Source organism: Actinacidiphila sp. bgisy144, assembly GCF_057708105.1.
This window is the reverse complement of record NZ_JBYIRM010000018.1, coordinates 67,629-86,848: the sequence shown is the minus strand read 5'-3', so window position 1 is coordinate 86,848 and position 19,220 is coordinate 67,629. Positions and strand designations below refer to the sequence as shown.

The window sequence follows — 19,220 nt, the reverse complement described above, 5'->3', positions numbered from 1 at the left end:
CCCGGCGCCCCGGCCTCCCGCACTACGGCGTGGCCTGGACCACGACGGTCTTGGCGGCCTTGTCGTGGATGCCCTGCTTGTAGGGGCGGTCGATGACGATCGTCGCGCCGATGACGAGGAACCAGACGCAGGAGCAGCAGAAGGCGGGCAGCCACAGGATGGCCGCGCGGATCGCGGCGGCGTAGGAGTCGGGGACCCGGCCGTTGTCCAGCATGGCCGCGCGCATCCCGAGCAGGCGCTTGCCGACGGTCTGCCCGGTCGCGCGGGTCATCAGGAACTCGTAGAGGAAGCCGATGCCCGCGGTGAAGATCCCGCCGACCGCGGAGCGGCCCGCGGTGAAGTGGCTGCCCTGCGCCCCGACGGACGCCCAGTCCAGGAGGTAGGAGGGGATCAGCACGATGATGATGTCGATGATCCGCGCCAGCAGCCGCCGGCCGGCCTCCGCGAGCGGCGGCATCCCCGCCAGCGGGTCGGGGCCGCCCGGGCCGCCGCCGTAGGGCTGCTGACCGTACGGGTTCTGGTCGTACGGGCTCTGCCCGCCCGGGCCCCCGCCGTACGGGTTGCCGCCGTACGGGTTGCCGGGCGGCGGCTGGTCCGGCGGGGGCTGCTGCCCGCCTGACGGTTTGTCGTACGGTGAGCCGCCGCCGGGCTGATCGCTACTCATGCCCCGAGTCAAGCCCGGGTGCCGCTCCCCCGCCCGCGGGCCGCAGCCGATCGGAGTACGGCGAAGCTAGCCGCGGGCGACGAACGTACGGGCCGCCTTGTCGTGCCAGCACTGCTTCCAGGGGCGGTCGAAGAGGCACCAGGCCACGCCGACCACGCCGACCGCCAGCAGGTTCAGCACGGTGCGCAGCAGCCAGCGGCGCGCGCTGAGGCCGAAGCCGGGCGGCAGTTGCGCCTCGATGTCCAGCACCCGCAGCCCGACCAGGCGCTTGCCCAGCGTACGGCCCCACCTCGCGGTCGGCAGCACCTCCAGCAGCACGCCGGCGACGAGGAACGTGGCCAGTACGGCGCCGAGTTGGGCGCCCGTGGTGCTGTCGATCAGCCAGACCCGGACGGTCTCCCCGGTCAGCCGGGCCTGGTCCACCTTGTCCTTGGCGTGGTGGTAGGCCGCGGTGCCCAGCGGCACGGCGGCGACCGCGGTCACCGCGCCGAGCACCACGGCGTCGACCAGCCGGGCCAGGAACCGGCGGACCAGCCCGCCGGGCCGGTCGGGGGCCCGGGACGCCCCGAACGGGTCGTCCACCGGCGGCCGCCACGGCACCACCCCGCCCTCGCCCCGGGCCAGGTCCTGCACCTGCGCGGCCCACGGGGCGGACGCCTGCGCGGCGGACTCGGGAACGGGTGCGGGCGCGGCCGGAGCAGGAGCAGGGGCCGGAGCCGGTGCGGGCACCAGGGGCGACAGCGGCGGGGACTGCTGGGCCGGTGCCGGGAAGGGCGCGGGGGCCGGCGGCTGCGGCGCCGGCAGGGGCTCCTGGACGGCCGGGGACTGCGGGGAACCCCAGGAGATCGGGGGCAGCCCGGCACCGGCACCGGTGTGCGGGGCCGGCCAGGACGGCGCCTGCTCCTGGGCGAGATGGGTCCGCGGGTCGGGCACCGGCCGCTGCGGGGCGGGCGCCGCCACGGGGCCGACCCCGGTCTCGCTCCACCGCTCGGCGGTAGGTGCGGCCGGGTCCTCGTCGAGGAACATCGGGCCGGACTCGTCGAGCGCGGGCGGACCGGGCGCGGCGGGCGCGGGCGCCGGGGCCGGTACGGGGGCGGGGGCCGGCGCGGGTACGGGCGCCGGGGACCCGCCGGGCAGCGCCCCGTCCACCGGCGCGGGGCGGCTGGTGCCCGGCACCCACGCGGAGCCGTTCCAGTACCGGATGTAGTGCGGGATCGACGGGTCCGGGTAGTACCCGGGCACAGGAGCGCCGGACCCACCCGGGGACGCGGACGGCTGGGGGGATGCCGACGAACCCGAGGAGCCAGAGGTGGGTGCGCTCATGGTCACAGTTCCGTATCTGCTCGACCGCGGGGTGGTGTCACGTCCACATCTACCAGAATGACCGGCCCGGCGGGTCCACGCCGGCGCGCACCCCGCTCCACGACGTCTCGTTGACATGTCATTACCCCGGTGCGCCGCCGTCCGCTCCGGGTTCGAGAAATCTGAAGCGAATCGGGGAAACCCGCGTAATGGTTGGAGAGGTACGCGCTCTCTTCCAGGTGCAGGCCCCGTCGCGACACCCGCACCCGGGGCCACCGCGCCAAGGAAAGGACGTCGGACTCATGCAGAACGTGGTGGAACGTGAACTGGAGATGCAGCTCGTGCTCTCACCGGAACGGAGCATTCCGGTGCCGGCTCGGCTGACCTACCGCACGGACGATCCGTATGCGGTGCACATCACCTTCCACATCGGCTCCGACGCGCCCGTCAACTGGACGTTCGCCCGTGAGCTGATCGTGGAGGGGGTGTTCCGGCCGTGCGGGCACGGCGACGTGCGGATCTGGCCGACGAAGGTCAACGGGCGCAGCGTGCTGTGCATGGCGCTCAGTTCGCCCGACGGCGACGCGCTGCTGGAGGCGCCGTCCTCGCCGGTGGCCGCCTGGCTGGAGCGCACGCTGCGGGTGGTGCCGCCGGGCAGCGAGCACGAACAGCTCGGCATGGACGACGGGTTGAGCCGGCTGCTGGCTCCCGCGGCCGGCGACGAGCTGTGGCTGCGCGACCCGTGGTCGGACTCCGACGACACCCCGGACGCCAGTGCGTGAGCGCGGCGGCGGTCAGAGCACCTTACCCGGGTTGAGCAGCCCGAGCGGGTCGAAGACCGCCTTCACACCGCGCTGCACCTCCAGACCCACCGGGCCCAGTTCGCGGGCGAGCCAGTCCTTCTTCAGCAGTCCCACGCCGTGTTCACCGGTGATGGTGCCGCCGAGGGCCAGACCGAGGGACATGATCTCGTCGAAGGACGCGCGGGCCCGGCGGGTCTGGTCCGGGTCCTGCACGTCGAAGCAGACGATGGGGTGCGTGTTGCCGTCCCCGGCGTGCGCGCACACCCCGATGGTCAGGTCGAACTTCGCGGCGATCGCGGCCACCCCGTCGAGCAGGGCCGCCAGCCGGGCGCGCGGCACGCACACGTCGTCGATCATCGAGGCGGTGGAGACCCGCTCCAGCGCGGGCAGCGCCAGCCGGCGGGCCTGGAGCAGCATCTCCGACTCGGCGGGGTCCTCGGCCGGCACCACCTCGGTGGCGCCCGCGGCCGTGCACAGCTCGGCGAGCACGGCGAGGTCCGCGGCCGGGTCGTCCGAGTCGTACCCGGCCAGCAGCAGCGCCTCGGTGCTCTCCGGCAGGCCCATCCGCGCCATGGCGTTGACCGCGCGGATGGTGGTGGCGTCCATCAACTCCAGCAGCGAGGGGGCGTGGCCGGACTCCATGACCGCGCACACCGCGGCGCCGGCCGCCTGGGCGGAGGGGAACTCCGCGACCAGGGTCAACTGGGGGCGCGGGGCGGGCCGGAGCGCGAGGACCGCCTTCACCACGACGCCGAGGGTGCCCTCGGAGCCGACGAAGAGCCGGGTCAGGTCGTAGCCGGCGACGCCCTTGGCGGTACGCCGGCCGGTGCTCAGCAGCCGCCCGTCGGCCAGTACCACGTCCAGGCCGAGGACGTACTCGGCGGTCACCCCGTACTTCACGCAGCACAGGCCGCCCGCGCCGGTGCCGATGTTGCCGCCGATGGTGCACTGCTCCCAGCTGGAGGGGTCCGGCGGGTAGGACAGGCCCTGTTCGGCGACCGCGCGGGAGAGCACCGCGTTGACGACGCCCGGCTCCACCACGGCGATCCGCTCGACCGGGTCGATCTCCAGGATGCGGTCCATCGCGGCCAGCGACAGCACGATGCAGCCGTCCACGGCGTTGGCGCCCCCGGACAGGCCGGTGCGGGCGCCCTGCGGGACGACCGGGACGCGGAACCGGGTGGCCGTCCGCATCACGTGCTGGACCTGTTCCACGGAGGTGGGGCGCACGACGAGGGCTGCGGTGCCCGCGTCCGAGAAGCTCGCCATGTCGTGGGCGTAGGACGCCACGACGTCGGGGTCCGTGACGATCGCCTCCGGCGGGAGGACGGACGACAGCTCGGCTCTCACGTCATCGTGCATGCCGCACAGCGTGTCATATGCCTCCCCCGTTGGGGAGGGGCGTTCTCCCGCCCACCCGCCCGCCCCGCCCCCCGACGGGAGCCGTCAGAGGTTGCCGCGGCGCTCCTGTTCGCGCTCGATCGCTTCGAAGAGGGCCTTGAAGTTGCCCTTGCCGAAGCCCATGGAGCCGTGGCGCTCGATCATCTCGAAGAAGACGGTCGGGCGGTCCTGGACCGGCTTGGTGAAGATCTGCAGGAGGTAGCCGTCCTCGTCGCGGTCGGCGAGCAGCTTGAGTTCGCGCAGCTCGTCGAGGGGCACCCGGGTCTCGCCGACCCACTCCCCGAGGGTGTCGTAGTAGGAGTCGGGGGTGTCGAGGAACTCGACGCCGGCGGCGCGCATCGCGCGGACGGACGCGACGATGTCGTTGGTGGCCAGCGCGATGTGCTGGACGCCCGGCCCGCCGTAGAACTCCAGGTACTCGTCGATCTGGGACTTCTTCTTGCCCGCGGCCGGCTCGTTGAGCGGGAACTTGACCTTGCGGGACCCGTCGGCGACCACCTTGGACATGAGCGCGGAGTACTCGGTGGCGATGTCGTCGCCGATGAACTCCTTCATGTTGGTGAAGCCCATGACGTCGTTGTAGAAGGACACCCACTCGTTCATCCGGCCGAGTTCGACGTTGCCGACGCAGTGGTCGACGGCCTGGAAGAAGCGCCGCGCGGGCGGCTCGACGAGGGGCGCGGCGGCCTCGTAGCCGGGCAGGTAGGGGCCGTCGTAGCCGGTGCGCTCGACGAGGGTGTGCCGGGTCTGCCCGTAGGTCGCGATGGCCGCCAGCACGACGGTGCCGTGGTCGTCCTTCAGCTCGTAGGGCTCGGTGAGGCCGGTGGCGCCGTGCGCGGTGGCGTAGGCGTAGGCGGCGCGGGCGTCGGGGACCTCGATGGCGAGGTCGACCACGCCGTCGCCGTGCGCGGCGACGTGCTCGGCGAGGAAGCGGCCGTACTCGGTGTCCGGCTTGATCACCGAGGTGAAGACGAAGCGCGCGCCGCCCGACTCCAGGACGTACGACGCGGTCTCGCGGCTGCCGTTCTCGGGGCCGGCGTACGCCACGCGGCGCATGCCGAACGCGGTGGAGTAGTAGTGCGCCGCCTGCTTCGCGTTGCCCACCGCGAAGACGACGGCGTCCATGCCCTTGACGGGGAAAGCATCCGGGGTCCCAGTGAGTGCAGTCATGGGAAAAGCGTCCCGCCGCCCTTCAGAGTGCGCAATAGTTTCGGTTTTCACTGGACAGTATGTGCAGCCGAGGCCAGGCTCGTACCGTCAATCTGTGCAGTATGACCATGGAAGGCGGGCGGGGATGGGGATCGACGCGCTGGACGGCCGGTTGATCACACTGCTGGACGAGGAGCCGCGGATCGGCGTGCTGGAGGCGTCGCGGCGGCTGGGGGTGGCGCGCGGCACCGTGCAGGCGCGGCTCGACCGGCTGCGGGCCAATGGAGTGATCCGCGGTTTCGGACCGCAGGTGGACCCGGCGGCGCTCGGCTACCCGGTGACGGCGTTCGCGACGCTGGAGATCCGGCAGGGCCAAGGCACGGACGTCCGGGCGCACTTGGCGGGGGTGCCGGAGGTGCTGGAGCTGCACACCACGACCGGGGAGGGCGACATGCTCTGCCGGCTGGTGGCCCGGTCGAACGCCGACCTCCAACGGGTGATCGATCGGGTTGTCGGCTTTGATGGCATCGTCCGGGCCGCCACGGCGATCGTCATGGAGAACCCGGTGCCGCTGCGGATCATCCCGCTGGTGGAGCAGGCCGCACAGGACACCTGACGGTCCGTGCGGGACGCGCGGGCCCCGCGGCCGGCGCGGGACGCGAGGCGACGGGAGGAGGGCGGCCGTGAGTTTCTGGCAGTACCTGTCCAACCGGCACCAGCAGTTGCTGTTCGACGCCTACCAGCACGCCAGCGCGGTCTTCCAGTGCATGGTGGTCGCCACCGTGGTCGGCGTGCTGATCGGGGTGCTCACCTACCGCGCCGAGTGGGCCGGCAACCTCTCGATCACCACGACCGCGGTGATCCTCACCATCCCGTCCCTGGCCCTGATCGGCCTGCTCATCCCGATGCTCGGCCTGGGCGTGCCGCCGACGGTCACCTCCCTGGTGCTGTACGGGCTGCTGCCGATCGTGCGCAACGCGATCGTGGGGCTGCGCGGGGTGGACGCGTCGCTGGTGGAGGCCGCCCGCGGTATCGGCATGTCCCGGGCGGCCCGGCTGCTGCGGGTCGAACTGCCGCTGGCCTGGCCGCCGATCCTCACCGGCATCCGGGTGTCCACGCAGATGCTGATGGGCATCGCCGCGATCGCCGCCTACGCCTCCGGGCCGGGCCTGGGCAACGAGATCTTCACCGGGATCGCGTCGCTGGGCAGCGCCAACGCCCTCAACGAGGTGCTGGCCGGCACCCTCGGCATCATCGTGCTGGCGCTGGCCTTCGACGCGGTCTACGTCCTGATCGGCCGGCTGACCATCCCGAGGGGGATTCGTGGCTGAAGCAGCGGACCGGCCCGAAGCGGCGGAGCCCGACACGGACGCGGGCGCGAGCACGGGTGCGCGGGTGGCGGCCGACCGTACGGCGGCCGGCGAGGAGCACGGCGGCGGCCAGGGGCGGGCCTCGGGCGCCGCGATCGTCCTGGAGGACCTGACGAAGCGCTACCCGGGCAACCCGCGGCCGGCCGTGGAGAGCGTCAGCATGGAGATCGGCGCCGGTGAGACGGTGATCCTGGTCGGGCCGTCGGGGTGCGGCAAGTCCACCACGCTGAAGATGATCAACCGGCTGATCGAGCCGTCGTCCGGGCGCATCCGGATCGGCGACGAGGACGTCACCGGCATCGACCCGGTGAAGCTGCGCCGCAAGGTCGGCTACGCGATCCAGTCCTCCGGGCTCTTCCCGCACATGACGGTCGCCGAGAACATCGGGCTGGTGCCGAAGATGGTCGGGTGGGGCAAGAGCCGGGTCCGGGACCGGGTGGAGGAGATGCTCGACCTGGTCGGCCTGGACCCGCGGGAGTTCCACGGCCGCTATCCGCGGCAGCTGTCCGGCGGGCAGCAGCAGCGGGTCGGCGTGGCCCGGGCGCTGGCCGCGGACCCGCCGGTGCTGCTGATGGACGAGCCGTTCGGCGCGGTGGACCCGATCACCCGCGACCACCTCCAGGACGAGCTGATCCGGCTCCAGCACGAGCTGCACAAGACGATCGTGTTCGTCACCCACGACTTCGACGAGGCGATCAAGCTGGGCGACCGGATCGCGGTGCTGCGCGAGCGCTCGCACATCGCGCAGTTCGACACCCCCGAGGCGATCCTCACCAACCCGGCCGACGAGTTCGTCGCCGGCTTCGTGGGTGCGGGCGCGGCGCTGAAGCGGCTGAACCTGACCCGGGTGCGGGATGTGGAGATCGCCGACTTCGCGGCGGTGACGGTGGACGAGCCGCTCCAGTCGATCTTCGACCGGCTGCGGGCCGGCCAGCACAACGAACTGCTGCTGCTGGACCGCCGGCGGCGGCCGTACAAGTGGCTGCGGCGCGGCGACCTGATGCGGGCGCGGGGCTCGCTGGCCCGCTCCGGCACCCTGGTGACGCACACGGTCACCCGGGACGCGACGCTGCGGGACGCGCTGGAGGCGGTGCTCACCGACAGCGGCGGCCGGGTGGCGGTGACCGGGCGGCGCGGGGAGTTCATCGGCGTGGTGGACATGGAGACGCTGATGAACTCGGTGCACGAGATGCTGGAGGCGGACCGGCTGACCGCGCTGGAGCACCGGCACGAGCTGGAGGAGGTCAAGGCGCGGCAGGAGGGCGGGCCGGGAGCCGGCGAGGACGGGCAGGCGCCGTCATGACCGGGGTCCGGGACGGCGAGCGCGACGGGTACGGCGGCGAGCGCGACGACCGTGGCGAGCGCGGCGGGGCGAGCCGCTGGGACACCGCGGGCCGGGCCACCGGGCTCGCGCCGGAGCACGAAGGCGATCCGGCGGCCGACCCGGACGGCCGCGACACGGACCAGGGGGGCGGCGGCCCGGGCCGGGGCGGTGGGCGGGGCGGCCGTCCGGCCCGGAAGGTGACCTGGCAGAAGCTGGTGATCACCCCGGCCGTCCTGGCGGTCGCCCTGGTCGCCACCTACCTGTGGATCACGAACATCCACCTGGACGCGATCGAGCACAACTCCCTGGACAACGGCAACGTGCAGCTGCGGCTGTGGCAGCACATCCGGCTCACCGCGATCTCCACGTTCTGGGTGCTGCTGATCGCGATCCCGCTGGGCATCGCGCTGACCCGGCGCCGGCTGCGGCCGGTGGCACCGGCGTTCACCGCGCTGGCGAACATCGGGCAGGCCACCCCGGCGATCGGGCTGCTGGCGCTGCTGGTGATCTGGCTGGGCATCGGGGCGCGCACGGCGATCATCGGCATCGTCGCGTACGCGGTGCTGCCGGTGCTGTCGAACACGATCGCCGGGCTGCGGGCGATCGACCCGACGATGGTGGAGGCGGCGCGCGGCATCGGGATGTCGGCGCGCGGGGTGCTGACCCGGGTCGAACTGCCGCTGGCGGTCCCGCTGATCCTGGCCGGGGTGCGCACCGCGCTGGTGCTCAACGTCGGCACCGCGACGCTGGCCACGTTCGGGGGCGGCGGGGGGCTGGGCGACCTGATCACCTCGGGCATCGTCAACCAGCGGATGCCGGTGCTGATCCTCGGCTCGATCCTGACGGTGGTGCTGGCGCTGTTCGTGGACTGGCTCGCCTCGATCGCGGAGGCGCTGCTGCGGCCGCGCGGGCTGGGGGCGAAGGCGTGAGGCGGGGCGCGGGGCTGCGGCACGGCGCCCGGCCGCCGCGGGCCGGCCGCCGGGCACCGGGGCGGCGGGCGGTGGCGGCGGCCGCCGCGGGGCTGGCGGCGCTCGCGGTGGTCTCCTCCTGCGGGCTGACCAGCGGCAGCCCGCTGGTGGACGATGTGCAGCCGGGCACCCTCGGGCGCGGCAAGCCGCTCAAGGGCGCCTCGCTGACCGTCACCTCCAAGAACTTCAGCGAGAACATCATCCTGGGCGAGATGATCGGCCTGGTCTTCAAGGCGGCCGGCGCCTCGGTGCTGGACCGCACCAACATCACCGGGTCGATCGGCGCCCGCGAGGCGGTCAAGTCCGGCCAGGCGGACGCGATGTACGAGTACACCGGCACCGCCTGGATCACCTACCTCGGGCACACCACGCCGATCGCGAGCCCGCACGCGCAGTGGCAGGCGGTGCGCGACGCGGACCTGAAGAACGGCCTGACCTGGCTGCCGCCGTCCACCCTCGACAACACCTACTCGCTGGCGGTCAGCGCGCGCAACGAGGCGAAGTACCACCTCAGGACGCTCTCCGACGTGGCCGCGCTGGCCCGCAAGGACCCCAAGGCCGTCACGCTCTGTGTGGAGAACGAGTTCGCGTCCCGGCAGGACGGCCTGGTCGGCATGGAGAAGGCGTACGGCATGAGCCTGCCGTCGGGGAACATCCAGAAGATGGACGCCGGGATCATCTACACCCAGATCAACAAGAGCAACTCCTGTCTGCTGGGCGAGGTGTACACCACCGACGGCCGGATCAAGTCGATGAACCTGACCGTCATGAAGGACGACCGGAACTTCTTCCCCAACTACAACGCGGCGCCGGTGATCTACTCCAAGGCGTTCCGCAAGCACCCGGTGATCGCGCGGCTGCTGGACCCGCTCAGCGCGAAGCTCACCACCGCGGTCGCGCAGCAGCTCAACGCGAAAGTGGACGTGGACGGCCAGGACCCGCACGACGTGGCGAAGGACTGGCTGGAGAAGGAGGGCTTCATCAAGGCGGGCTGATCCCCCGCCGCATGGATGCAAAGATTCTTTGCAAAGGAGTCTTGCAAAGAATCTTTGCATTCCCCTACCGTGGTGGTGTGCCCAAGAACCCCGCGGACGGCGTCCGCCACCCCGACCAGCCGCGCGAGGTCCGCGTCATGGACCCGCGCGCGCTGCGCGCCCTCGCCCACCCGCTGCGGATGCGGATCATGGCCGCGCTGCGCGAGTACGGCCCCGCCACCGCCTCCGGGCTCGGGGAGCGGCTCGGCGAGTCCAGCGGCGCCACCAGCTACCACCTGCGCCAGCTCGCCGCGCACGGCTTCGTCGCCGACGACCCGGAGCGCGGCACCGGCCGCGAGCGGTGGTGGAAGGCGGTGCACCGCGGCACCCGGTTCGACAGCGCCCAGGAGTTCCTGGGGCACGCCGACCCCGAAGTGCGCGGCGCCATGCGGTCGTTCCTGCACCAGATCGCGGTGGAGCACGCCGAGGCCCTCACCACCTGGCTCGGCACCTCCGACGAATGGCCCGAGCCCTGGCGGGAGTCGGGGGACATCAGCAGCTTCACGCTGCGGCTGACCCCCGAACTCGCGGCGGAACTCGGGCGCCGCGTCGAGGAGTTGATCGAGTCCTACCGCGACCGGGTGCCGGAGCCGGCCGAGGGCGAGCACCCGCGCAGCCCCGCCGCCGACGGCTCGGCGAGCGTACGCGTCCACTTCCACGCGTTCCCGCGCCGCGTCGACTGACCTGTCCCCACACCCGCACCCGCACCCGCACCCGCACCCGCACTGATCCCATACCGCTCATCGCACTCACGGGGGGACCCGCCATGAGTTCATCCGCCATGCCCGCTTCCGGGCCGGACCCCGCCGGCGGGATATCCGCCGGCCCCAGGGACCGCCGCCCGCTCGCCCTGCTGCTCACCGCCAACGTCGTCTCCGTCGCGGGCAACATGCTCACCCTGGTCGCCGTCCCGTGGTTCGTGCTCGCCACCACCGGCAGCCCGGCCCGCGCGGGGCTGGTCGCCTTCGCCTCCACCGTGCCGGTGGTGCTGGCGGCGCTGCTCGGCGGCCCGCTCATCGACCGGCTCGGCTACACCGTCACCAGCGTCGTCTCCGACACGGTCTGCGCGCTGGCCACGGTCGCCGTCCCCGTCCTGCACGCCACCGGGCACCTCACGTACGGGCTGCTGCTGGTGCTGGTGGCGGTCAGCGGGCTGTTCCACTCCCCCGGCGAGACCGCCCGCGAGGTGCTGATGCCGCGGCTGGCCGCCCGCGCGGGCACCACGGTCGCCCGCGCCTCCAGCGGGTACGAGGGCGCGACGCGCGGGGCGCGGATGCTGGGCGCGCCGCTGGCGGGCGTGCTGATCGCGGGGATCGGCGCGGCGAACGTCCTGCTGCTGGACGCGGGCACCTTCGCGGTCTCCGCGCTGCTGATCGGGCTGGGCGTGCACGAGCGGACCCGCGGCGCGGTGCGCGGCGAGCGGTCCGGGAGCGCGCGGGGCGGGCGAGGCGGGAAGCTGGCGGCGTACCGGGCCGAGCTCGCCGAGGGATACCGCTATCTGCTGCGCGCCCGGCTGCTGTTCGCGGTGGTGGCGATGGTGATGGTGACCAACGCGCTGGACCAGGCGTGGTCGGCGGTGCTGCTGCCGGTGGACGCCCGCGAGCACCTGGGCGGATCGGTCGGCGTCGGGCTGGTCTCCGGGGTGTTCGCCTGCTCCGCGCTGGCCGGGTCGCTGCTCTTCGGGGCGGTCGGGCACCGCTTCTCGCAACGGGCCCTGTACATCGGCGGGTTCCTGGTCTGCGGCTTCCCGCGGACGGCGGTGGCCGCGCTGCTGCCCGGACTGGCCCCGCTGCTGGTGGTCTGCGCGGTGTGCGGGCTCGGCGCGGGCGTGCTCAACCCGATCATCGGCACCGAGATGGTGCGGCTGATCCCGGAGCGGCTGCGCAGCCGGGTGTTCGGCGCGGTGACCTCGGGCGTACTGGTCGCGGTGCCGCTGGGCGGCCTGCTCGGCGGGTACGTCGTGCAGTACGCGGGCCTGCGCACCGGGATGCTGGCGGTCAGCGCGCTCTACCTGCTGGCCACGCTGAGCCCGCTGGTGCTGCCCGCGTTCCGCGCGTGGGACGCGGCCGGGGCGGAGGCGGCCGCCGAGGCCCAGGAGCAGGTCGGCGCCGAGGTGTAGCGGCTCAGCAGGTGGGGGTCTGACGGCCCGCGCGCAGGTCGGCCAGCGCGGACAGGGCGCCGTCCAGTGTGGTGACGGGGACCAGCTTCAGCCCGCCGGGCAGCGCGGCCTTGGCGTCGCTGCACTCGCCGCGCGGCACGATGAAGACGGTGGCGCCGTCGCGGACCGCGGCCTTCTCCTTCAGCGGGACCCCGCCGACCGCGCCGACCTTGCCGGAGCCGTCGATGGTGCCGGTGCCCGCGATCACCTTGCCGCCGGTCAGGTCGCCGCCGTGGCCGTCGCCCTCGACCTTGTCGATGATGCCCAGGGTGAAGAGCAGGCCCGCGCTCGGGCCGCCGACGTCCGCCAGCCGCAGGGTGACCTTCACCTTCGACGGCGACAGGCCCAGGTGCTTCAGGGCCGCGGTGGTGGCGTCCTGCTGCGAGTCGGTCATCTCCTTCTGGTTCGCCTTCTGGATCTCCTCGACGGAGCCGCCGGTCGGGTAGACCGAGTCGCGGGGCATCACCGCCTTGCCGGAGCTGAACCACGCCTTCGCGACGTCCGAGAAGTGCACCGACGCGTTCGGGGCCGTCGCCGCGACGGTCACCAGGCGGAGCTGGCCGCTGGTGGTGCGGGTCTGCGCGCCGGTCACCGTGATCACCGGGGTGCCCTTGTCCGCGCCCAGGACGTTCGCGGTCAGCCCGGGCACCACGATCGACATCGGCAGCGGCGCGAACGCGGCGACGGCCAGCAGGGCGACCACGAACGCGCCGCACAGGCCGAGGATCAGGGTGCGGCGGGAAACGGCAGGCATGCGGCGAAGCTTATCGGGTGGGCGGGACCCGCCCGGGTGCCCCCGTCCTGCCCGTTCCGGGACCACCTGCCGGTGGGTGGGCACCCCCGGCCCTGCCCCGTCCTGTCAGCCACGGGACCTTGCGGTCCGCGGTGGCTTGTCGCGCAGTTCCCCGCGCCCCTTCGGGCGCGAGCTTCTTTTCGTGGGAAGAGCCGAGCGCAATCCAGGGGCGCGGGGAACTGCGCGACAAGCCCACCACCGGCGGGTGGTCCCGGAACCGGCGGAACGCACCACCCCGGAGGGTCAGCGGAGGGCTTCGGAGACCTCGATGGCGGCCTCGACCACGCGGTGGCCGACGCGCTCCGGGACGGAATCCGCGAGCATGACGACGCCGACGCTGCCTTCGATGCCGGGGACGCCGAGGAGGGGCGCGGCGGCGCCGGCGGCGCCGGCCTCGAGTTCACCGGAGGTGATGACGCAGCGGGCCTGGCCGACGGCGCCGCCGGCGCCGATGACGCGGTCGGTGCCGTCGAAGCCGTGCTCGGCGAGCCCGGCGGAACGCGCGGCGAACCCGGCGAGCTCCTCGCTCTCGACCCGCTCCCAGCCCACGCCGTCGGCGGTCGGCTGCATGCCGCGCCCGGCGAGGATCGCGCGCCCGGCGGCGCCGCGGTCGAGGGGGTGCCGGAAGCCGGTGCGGTAGGCGACGTGGTAGTCGGTCCAGGTCGGCTCGACCACGGCGACGGCCAGCGCCTCGGTGCCGTCGACGAGGGTCAGGTGGGCCGTCGCGCCGATGTCCTCGGCCAGGGCCCGCAGCGCGGGCAGCGCCGCCTCCCGCAGCAGCGGGTGCACCTGGTGCGCCAGGCCCAGCACGCCGAGCCCCACCCTGGCCCGTCCCCCGAGGTCCCGGCGGACCAGCGAGTGCTGCTCCAGCGTGGCCAGCAGACGGTAGACCACCGTGCGGTTCACCCCGAGCTTGGCCGCCAGCTCCGTCACGGTCAGCCCGTGGTCGGTGTCGGCGAGCAGCTTGAGGACCCGTAGGCCCCGGTCGAGCGTTTGAGACGTCTCCGCGGTCACGACGCCCCCTCCTCGTGAAATCGGCGGCGCATCCCACTGCCCCAGCTGCGGGGTGCGCACTGCCGGTCCCGGGGCAGTGCGCGGAGAGGCCGCCGGTCGGTTTCGTTACCCGGCTGCGCTCCGCGGCTGCACTGCCACGGCGCGTGCGTGACCGGCACCGTAGCGAGGGAGTACCGCTCAGCGGAAGGGGTCGTCCACAATCCGGGCGTTCCCTTGACCGGACTTTGAGGTTCGACGCGGGGCCGATCACCTACAATCCGGCGGAGATCACCGCATTCGGGTCGCCCACTCCTGGACCTTCTTGATGCGCTCGGCCAGCTGCCCGGCGCTCGCCTCCGCGCTGGGCGGGCCGCCGCAGACCCGGCGCAGCTCGTTGTGGACGACGCCGTGCGGTTTGCCGCTCTGGTGGTGGTATGCGGCGACCAGCGTGTTGAGCTGCTTGCGCAGTTCGAGCAGCTGGCGGTGGGTGACGATCGGCCGCCGCTCGGCGGGCAGTTCGAGCAGGTCGGCCTCTTCGTCCGGTTTCTTCCTGCTGTGCGAGATCTGCCGGGCCTGCCGCCGCTGGAGCAGTATCTGCACCTGGTCCGGCTCCAGCAGCCCGGGGATGCCGAGGTAGTCCTGCTCCTCCTCGCTGCCCGGGTGGGCCTGCATGCCGAACTCGGCGCCGTCGTAGAGCACCCGGTCGAAGACCGCGTCGGACTCCAGCGCCTCGAACGGCAGCATGTCGTCGTCGGTGGCCTCGTCCTCGGCCCGCTCGGCCTCGGCGAGCAGCTTGTCCTCCTCGGCGAACGGGTCCTCCTCGCCCGCCTTCTTCGGCTTGTCGAGCACGTGGTCGCGCTCGACCTCCATCTCGTTCGCGAACTCCAGCAGCATCGGGATGGTCGGCACGAACACCGACGCGGTCTCGCCGCGCCGCCGGGACCGCACGAAGCGCCCCACCGCCTGCGCGAAGAACAGCGGGGTGGAGATGGTGGTGGCGTAGACGCCGACCGCCAGGCGCGGCACGTCGACGCCCTCGGAGACCATCCGGACCGCGACCATCCAGCGGTCGTCGGACGCGGAGAACTCCTCGATCCGCTTGGAGGCGCCGGTGTCGTCGGAGAGCACCAGCGTCGGCTTGTGTCCGGTCAGCTCCTTGAGGAGCTTGGCGTAGGCGCGGGCGGAGTCCTGGTCGGTGGCGATCACCAGGCCGCCCGCGTCCGGGATGCCCTTGCGGACCTCGGTCAGACGCTGGTCGGCGCTCTTGAGCACGTTGGGAATCCACTCGCCGGTGGGCGCGAGCGCGGTGCGCCACGCCTGGGCGGTGGCGTCCTTGGTCATCGGCTCGCCCAGCCGCGCGGACAGCTCGTCGCCGGCCCGGGTGCGCCAGCGCATGGTGCCGGAGTAGCTGAGGAAGATCACCGGGCGGACCACGCCGTCGGCGAGCGCGCTGCCGTATCCGTACGTGTAGTCGGCGGCGGAGCGGCGGATGCCGTCGTTGCCCTCCTCGTAGACCACGAACGGGATCGGGTTGGTGTCGGAGCGGAACGGGGTGCCGGTCAGCGCGAGCCGGCGGGTGGCCGGCTCGAACGCCTCCAGGCACGCCTCGCCCCAGGACTTGCTGTCGCCGGCGTGGTGGATCTCGTCGAGGATCACCAGGGTCTTGCGCTGCTCGCAGCGGTTGCGGTGCAGCATCGGCCGCACCCCGACACCCGCGTACGTCACCGCGACGCCGTGGAACTCGCGGCCGACCGGGCCCGCGCTGTAGTCCGGGTCGAGCTTGATCCCTATCCGCGCCGCGGCGTCCGCCCACTGCGTCTTGAGGTGCTCGGTCGGGGCGACCACGGTGATCTGCTGCACCATGTGGTTGTGCAGCAGGTAGGACGCCAGGCTGAGCGCGAACGTGGTCTTGCCGGCGCCCGGCGTCGCCACCGCGAGGAAGTCCCGCGGCTGCGCGGCCACGTAGGCGTCGATGGCGCCCTGCTGCCAGGCCCGCAGCTTGTTCGCCGTGCCCCAGGGGGCCCTCCCGGGGAAGGCGGGCGACAGGTGGTGGGAGTGGGGGTGCGAGGCGGCGGTAGTCACGGTCTCCGTAAGGGGGTTGTCGGCGCGGCGGGCGCGCGCGGTGCGGTTCGGTACGAAAACCGCCTCAGCCTACCGGGCGGTGCGGCGGGTGCCGGGCGGCGGCGCGGGTGTGCCGCGGCGGTGCGACCCACCTCACAATGAGGCGCCGGGGTCGCGCGCGGGGCGTACCCGGTGCGGCAGACTGCGTAGCCGACGAGGGGCGGTGGCCGAGAAGGGGGCGGGATGGGAGCGGGGGGCGGGATGGGAACCGGTGGGGGCGGGACGGACGGCGGGGAAGGGCCCCGGGCCGGACGCGGTGGACGTGGTGGACGCGGGGCGCGGGGGTGGGCCGGGCGGTGGTCCGGGCGCCGGGTGTGGCGCGGGGGGCGGCGGCGGAACGTCGCGGTGGCGGCGGTGCTGCTGCTCGTGCTGGTCGCGGTGGTGGCCGTGGTGAAGTACCGGGAGCGGGACAAGGGCAGCCCGTACGTGCCGCCGCGCACCGGGCAGGCGTCGATCCTGCTCACCCCGGACCAGGCCGGCTCCGGGCTCGACCTCAACACGATCCGCGCCGACGACGGCATGGCCTTCGCGCCCGACGGCTCGCTGTACCTGCTGCGCACCGACCTGTTCAAGGTCTCGCCCGACCGCGTCGTCACCCGGGTCTGGCGGGCCGGCGGCTACACCACCGGCGGTCTGACGGTGCTGGCCGACGGCGCCGTGGCGGTCGGCGTCCGCGGCGGCCTGCTGCGGATCGACGCCCACGGCAAGGCGTCCGTGCTGGCGGGCAGCCCGGCCCCGGCACCGGGCAGCGGTACGGCCGCGGGCGACGGCTCGGGGGACGGCTCGGGGAAGGGCAGTTCGGGCAGCGGATCGGGCAGCAGCTCGGGCAGCAGCTCAGGAGACGGCTCGGCGGGCGGCTCGACCGCCACCGGCGCCACCACCGGCTTCACGGGCGTGGCCCGGCCGCTGGGCACCCGCTCCGACGGCGCCCTCGTCGTCCAGGACGACAGCGCGGTCTGGACCGTCGCGAACGGCGCGGCCGCCAAGGTGCGGGACACCCCGGGGGGCGCGTCCTCCCTCGACGACGGCACCGACACCAGGGCCGTACGCCCCACCGCCGACGCCGACGGCGACGCGTACTTCGTGCCGGGCGCCGACCCCGCTCCCGGCCTGGCCCACCGCATCACCCGGGTCACCCCGGCGGGCAGGCAGACGCAGGTCGCCGTCCCGGCCACGATCCCGGGCCTGCCCGGCGGCCCGGACCGGCTCACCGTGCGGTCACTGGCGGGCGACGGCGCCGACGGGGTCTACGTCGACGCGGTCGCGGACGCCGCCGGCACGAGCACCTCCACCGCCTCCGCCGGCGCCCCCACCCCCACCGGCACCGCCACCGCCACCGCCGGCCTGGACGACTACGTCCTGCACCTGCACGGCGGCAAGGCCAGCGTCGTCGCCCACAGCCGCACCGCCGCGCACGTCCTCGACTGCACCCTCCAGCACGCGGTGAGCGCCCTCCAACTGCCCTGCGCACTGCCCGCCGGCATGGCCTACCGCGACGGCCGGCTCGCCCTGGACGGCATGGTGCACTACACCCTCGAAGTCACCGTCACCTGACGCGCGTCCGCCCGAGCCGTACGCAGCCGCGCCGCGACCAGCATGCCCACCAGCGCCACGCCCGCGGCCGGCACGAACACCGCGGCGAACGCGGCCGGGTGGCCGGTGGCCGCGCCCGCCGCCACGGCGCCGGTGGCCGCGCCGACCGAGCCGCCGCCCAGCGCGGTGAAGACGGTGCCGGCGGCGCCGACCATCAGGACGTTCGCCAGGGCGTCGGCGACCTGGAGGGCCGCGGAGTTGGCGCCGGCCTCCGCGGGCGGGGACAGCCGCAGCAGCAGCACGCTCAGGACCGAGATGGTCAGCCCCATGCCGAGACCGCCCCAGCACCACGCCACGGCCACGATCCACGGCGGCACCGCGTGCAGCAGCGCGCACGACGCCGTGCCGATCGCGGCCGCGGTGAGCGCCATCCCGGCCTGCGCCAGCCGCTCCCGGTGCGGTTCGAGCCGCGGCCGGGACTGGAGGAAGGAGCCCAGCGCCCAGGTCAGGCCGCCCCCGGCGAGCGACAGCCCGGCCAGGGTCGGCGACAGCGCGCGCTGGGTGACGAGCATCAGCGGGACGAAGCTCTCCGCCGCGAAGAAGGAGCCCGCCGCGATGCCGCGCATCAGCACCACCGTCGGCAGGCCGCGGACCGCCCGGAACGTGCCGCGCGGCAGCAGCCGCAGCGCGGCCGGCACCAGCAGGGCCAGACCGGCCGCGGCCGGGAGCGCGGACAGCGGCCGCAGGTCCTGCCCGGCGTACTGGAGCAGCGCGGCACCGGCCGCGAGCGCCCCCGCCCACCCGATCCGGCCGGCGTCCGGCCGGGTGGCGGGCCGCTCGTGCGGGTCGCGCCGGGCGGCCCGGCGCAGCGCCGGCAGCATCACCGCCAGCGGCAGCACCACCAGCACCGGGATCGCCATGAAGACCCAGCGCCAGCCGAGGTGCTGGGTGACCGTGCCGGACACCAGCGGCCCCACGATCGAGGGCACCACCCAGGACGCGGAGAACGCGGCCATCACCGCGGGCCGCAGCCGCTCGGGGTAGGCGCGGCCCACCACCACGTACAGCGCCACGATCACCAGGCCGCCGCCGAGCCCCTGCACCGCGCGGCCCAGCACGAACACGTCCATCGCGCGGGCGGTGCCGCTGACCACCAGGCCCGCGCCGAAACCGGCGATGCCGCAGCTCAGCGGCGCCAGCGGCCCGCTGCGGTCGCACCACTGCCCGCTGACGACCATGGCGAGCAGCGAGGTGGTGAAGTAGCCGGAGAACGCGAAGGCGTACAGCCCGACGCCGTGCAGGTCCCGGGCGGCGACCGGCATCGCGGTGCTCACGGCGGTCGCCTCGAAGGCGATCATCAGCACCACGGAGACGATGCCGAAGGTCAGCGCCCGGTACTGCCTCGACAGCACCCCGCCGACGTCCCCACCGAGGTCCTCACCGAGGTCACTGCCGACGTCCGCGCCGACGTGCCCGCCGATGTCACCGCCGCCCCGCGGTGCCTCCTTTTCCGCCTGCTCCTGCCACCTCGCCGGCCGCGGTACCGCCGGGCCGGCAGCCCGCCGTCCGCGGCGGGTACCCGGGTTCGGTCTCGTCGGTGCCATCCG

General features: G+C 73.8%; 17 protein-coding genes. 9 read left to right on the top strand and 8 right to left on the bottom strand.

The window, feature by feature from the left end:
- Positions 1–22: 22 nt before the first annotated feature.
- Complete coding sequence (locus tag AC3EVP_RS21335) at positions 23–664, bottom strand: RDD family protein (protein WP_435131842.1); 642 nt, start codon at positions 662–664, stop codon at positions 23–25.
- A 66-nt stretch (positions 665–730) separates the two neighbouring features.
- Positions 731–1,987: an RDD family protein gene (locus AC3EVP_RS21330; protein WP_435131839.1), complete on the bottom strand. Its 1,257-nt coding sequence runs from the start codon at positions 1,985–1,987 to the stop codon at positions 731–733.
- 281 nt (positions 1,988–2,268) lie between these two features.
- Between AC3EVP_RS21330 and AC3EVP_RS21325 the strand changes: the two genes are divergently transcribed.
- On the top strand, positions 2,269–2,748 hold the full coding sequence (locus AC3EVP_RS21325) for an SsgA family sporulation/cell division regulator (protein ID WP_335977756.1): 480 nt from the start codon (positions 2,269–2,271) through the stop codon (positions 2,746–2,748).
- Positions 2,749–2,760: 12 nt separating this feature from the next.
- On the opposite strand, the gene AC3EVP_RS21320 is transcribed toward AC3EVP_RS21325, so the two are convergent.
- Positions 2,761–4,131 carry an FAD-binding oxidoreductase gene (locus AC3EVP_RS21320; protein ID WP_435131837.1) on the bottom strand — a complete coding sequence of 457 codons (1,371 nt, stop codon included), beginning with the start codon at positions 4,129–4,131 and terminating at the stop codon, positions 2,761–2,763.
- A gap of 84 nt (positions 4,132–4,215) precedes the next feature.
- Entirely contained in the window at positions 4,216–5,340 is a 1,125-nt protein-coding gene (gene hppD / locus AC3EVP_RS21315) for a 4-hydroxyphenylpyruvate dioxygenase (RefSeq protein ID WP_335977751.1), read from the bottom strand.
- A gap of 124 nt (positions 5,341–5,464) precedes the next feature.
- On the opposite strand from hppD, the gene AC3EVP_RS21310 reads away from it, so the two are divergent.
- From AC3EVP_RS21310 to AC3EVP_RS21280, 7 genes are all read left to right on the top strand, one after another.
- Positions 5,465–5,935, top strand: a complete 471-nt coding sequence (locus AC3EVP_RS21310; RefSeq protein WP_335977750.1) for an Lrp/AsnC family transcriptional regulator — start codon at positions 5,465–5,467, stop codon at positions 5,933–5,935.
- Between the two features lie 67 nt (positions 5,936–6,002).
- Positions 6,003–6,650 carry an ABC transporter permease gene (locus AC3EVP_RS21305; protein WP_335977748.1) on the top strand — a complete coding sequence of 216 codons (648 nt, stop codon included), beginning with the start codon at positions 6,003–6,005 and terminating at the stop codon, positions 6,648–6,650.
- Positions 6,643–7,992, top strand: coding sequence for a betaine/proline/choline family ABC transporter ATP-binding protein (locus AC3EVP_RS21300; RefSeq protein ID WP_435131833.1), 1,350 nt, complete (start codon positions 6,643–6,645; stop codon positions 7,990–7,992). Before AC3EVP_RS21305 ends, AC3EVP_RS21300 begins: the two co-directional genes overlap by 8 nt.
- Entirely contained in the window at positions 7,989–8,942 is a 954-nt protein-coding gene (locus AC3EVP_RS21295) for an ABC transporter permease (RefSeq protein ID WP_435131831.1), read from the top strand. Before AC3EVP_RS21300 ends, AC3EVP_RS21295 begins: the two co-directional genes overlap by 4 nt.
- A gap of 71 nt (positions 8,943–9,013) precedes the next feature.
- Positions 9,014–9,976 (top strand): glycine betaine ABC transporter substrate-binding protein, encoded by a 963-nt coding sequence (locus AC3EVP_RS21290; protein ID WP_435132006.1) that lies wholly within the window; start codon positions 9,014–9,016, stop codon positions 9,974–9,976.
- 137 nt (positions 9,977–10,113) lie between these two features.
- Positions 10,114–10,698, top strand: coding sequence for an ArsR/SmtB family transcription factor (locus tag AC3EVP_RS21285; RefSeq protein WP_435132004.1), 585 nt, complete (start codon positions 10,114–10,116; stop codon positions 10,696–10,698).
- 83 nt (positions 10,699–10,781) lie between these two features.
- Positions 10,782–12,134, top strand: coding sequence for an MFS transporter (locus AC3EVP_RS21280; protein ID WP_435131828.1), 1,353 nt, complete (start codon positions 10,782–10,784; stop codon positions 12,132–12,134).
- Between the two features lie 4 nt (positions 12,135–12,138).
- Here AC3EVP_RS21280 and AC3EVP_RS21275 read toward each other — a convergent pair whose 3' ends face one another.
- From AC3EVP_RS21275 to AC3EVP_RS21265, 3 genes are all read right to left on the bottom strand, one after another.
- Positions 12,139–12,927, bottom strand: coding sequence for a hypothetical protein (locus tag AC3EVP_RS21275; protein WP_435131825.1), 789 nt, complete (start codon positions 12,925–12,927; stop codon positions 12,139–12,141).
- Between the two features lie 282 nt (positions 12,928–13,209).
- A complete protein-coding gene (locus AC3EVP_RS21270) occupies positions 13,210–13,980 on the bottom strand; it encodes an IclR family transcriptional regulator (protein ID WP_335977739.1) in 771 nt (256 codons plus the stop codon).
- Positions 13,981–14,247: 267 nt separating this feature from the next.
- The gene (locus tag AC3EVP_RS21265) at positions 14,248–16,041 is read right to left on the bottom strand and encodes a DEAD/DEAH box helicase (protein ID WP_335977736.1); all 1,794 of its coding nucleotides are present in this window, start codon (positions 16,039–16,041) and stop codon (positions 14,248–14,250) included.
- A 384-nt stretch (positions 16,042–16,425) separates the two neighbouring features.
- Here AC3EVP_RS21265 and AC3EVP_RS21260 point away from each other — a divergent pair, with 384 nt between their 5' ends.
- Positions 16,426–17,634, top strand: coding sequence for a hypothetical protein (locus AC3EVP_RS21260; RefSeq protein WP_435131821.1), 1,209 nt, complete (start codon positions 16,426–16,428; stop codon positions 17,632–17,634).
- On the opposite strand, the gene AC3EVP_RS21255 is transcribed toward AC3EVP_RS21260, so the two are convergent.
- On the bottom strand, positions 17,607–19,217 hold the full coding sequence (locus tag AC3EVP_RS21255) for an MFS transporter (RefSeq protein WP_435131819.1): 1,611 nt from the start codon (positions 19,215–19,217) through the stop codon (positions 17,607–17,609). The two genes, AC3EVP_RS21260 and AC3EVP_RS21255, sit on opposite strands and share 28 nt — an antisense overlap.
- Between the last annotated feature and the right edge of the window lie 3 nt (positions 19,218–19,220).

Excerpts from the sequence above, each read along its gene's own strand:
- AC3EVP_RS21335 (WP_435131842.1), bottom strand. The coding sequence starts at position 664 with ATGAGTAGCGATCAGCCCGGCGGCGGCTCACCGTACGACAAACCGTCA.
- AC3EVP_RS21330 (WP_435131839.1), bottom strand. The coding sequence starts at position 1,987 with ATGAGCGCACCCACCTCTGGCTCCTCGGGTTCGTCGGCATCCCCCCAG.
- AC3EVP_RS21325 (WP_335977756.1), top strand. The coding sequence starts at position 2,269 with ATGCAGAACGTGGTGGAACGTGAACTGGAGATGCAGCTCGTGCTCTCA.
- AC3EVP_RS21320 (WP_435131837.1), bottom strand. The coding sequence starts at position 4,131 with ATGCACGATGACGTGAGAGCCGAGCTGTCGTCCGTCCTCCCGCCGGAG.
- hppD (WP_335977751.1), bottom strand. The coding sequence starts at position 5,340 with ATGACTGCACTCACTGGGACCCCGGATGCTTTCCCCGTCAAGGGCATG.
- AC3EVP_RS21310 (WP_335977750.1), top strand. The coding sequence starts at position 5,465 with ATGGGGATCGACGCGCTGGACGGCCGGTTGATCACACTGCTGGACGAG.
- AC3EVP_RS21295 (WP_435131831.1), top strand. The coding sequence starts at position 7,989 with ATGACCGGGGTCCGGGACGGCGAGCGCGACGGGTACGGCGGCGAGCGC.
- AC3EVP_RS21285 (WP_435132004.1), top strand. The coding sequence starts at position 10,114 with ATGGACCCGCGCGCGCTGCGCGCCCTCGCCCACCCGCTGCGGATGCGG.
- AC3EVP_RS21280 (WP_435131828.1), top strand. The coding sequence starts at position 10,782 with ATGAGTTCATCCGCCATGCCCGCTTCCGGGCCGGACCCCGCCGGCGGG.
- AC3EVP_RS21275 (WP_435131825.1), bottom strand. The coding sequence starts at position 12,927 with ATGCCTGCCGTTTCCCGCCGCACCCTGATCCTCGGCCTGTGCGGCGCG.
- AC3EVP_RS21255 (WP_435131819.1), bottom strand. The coding sequence starts at position 19,217 with ATGGCACCGACGAGACCGAACCCGGGTACCCGCCGCGGACGGCGGGCT.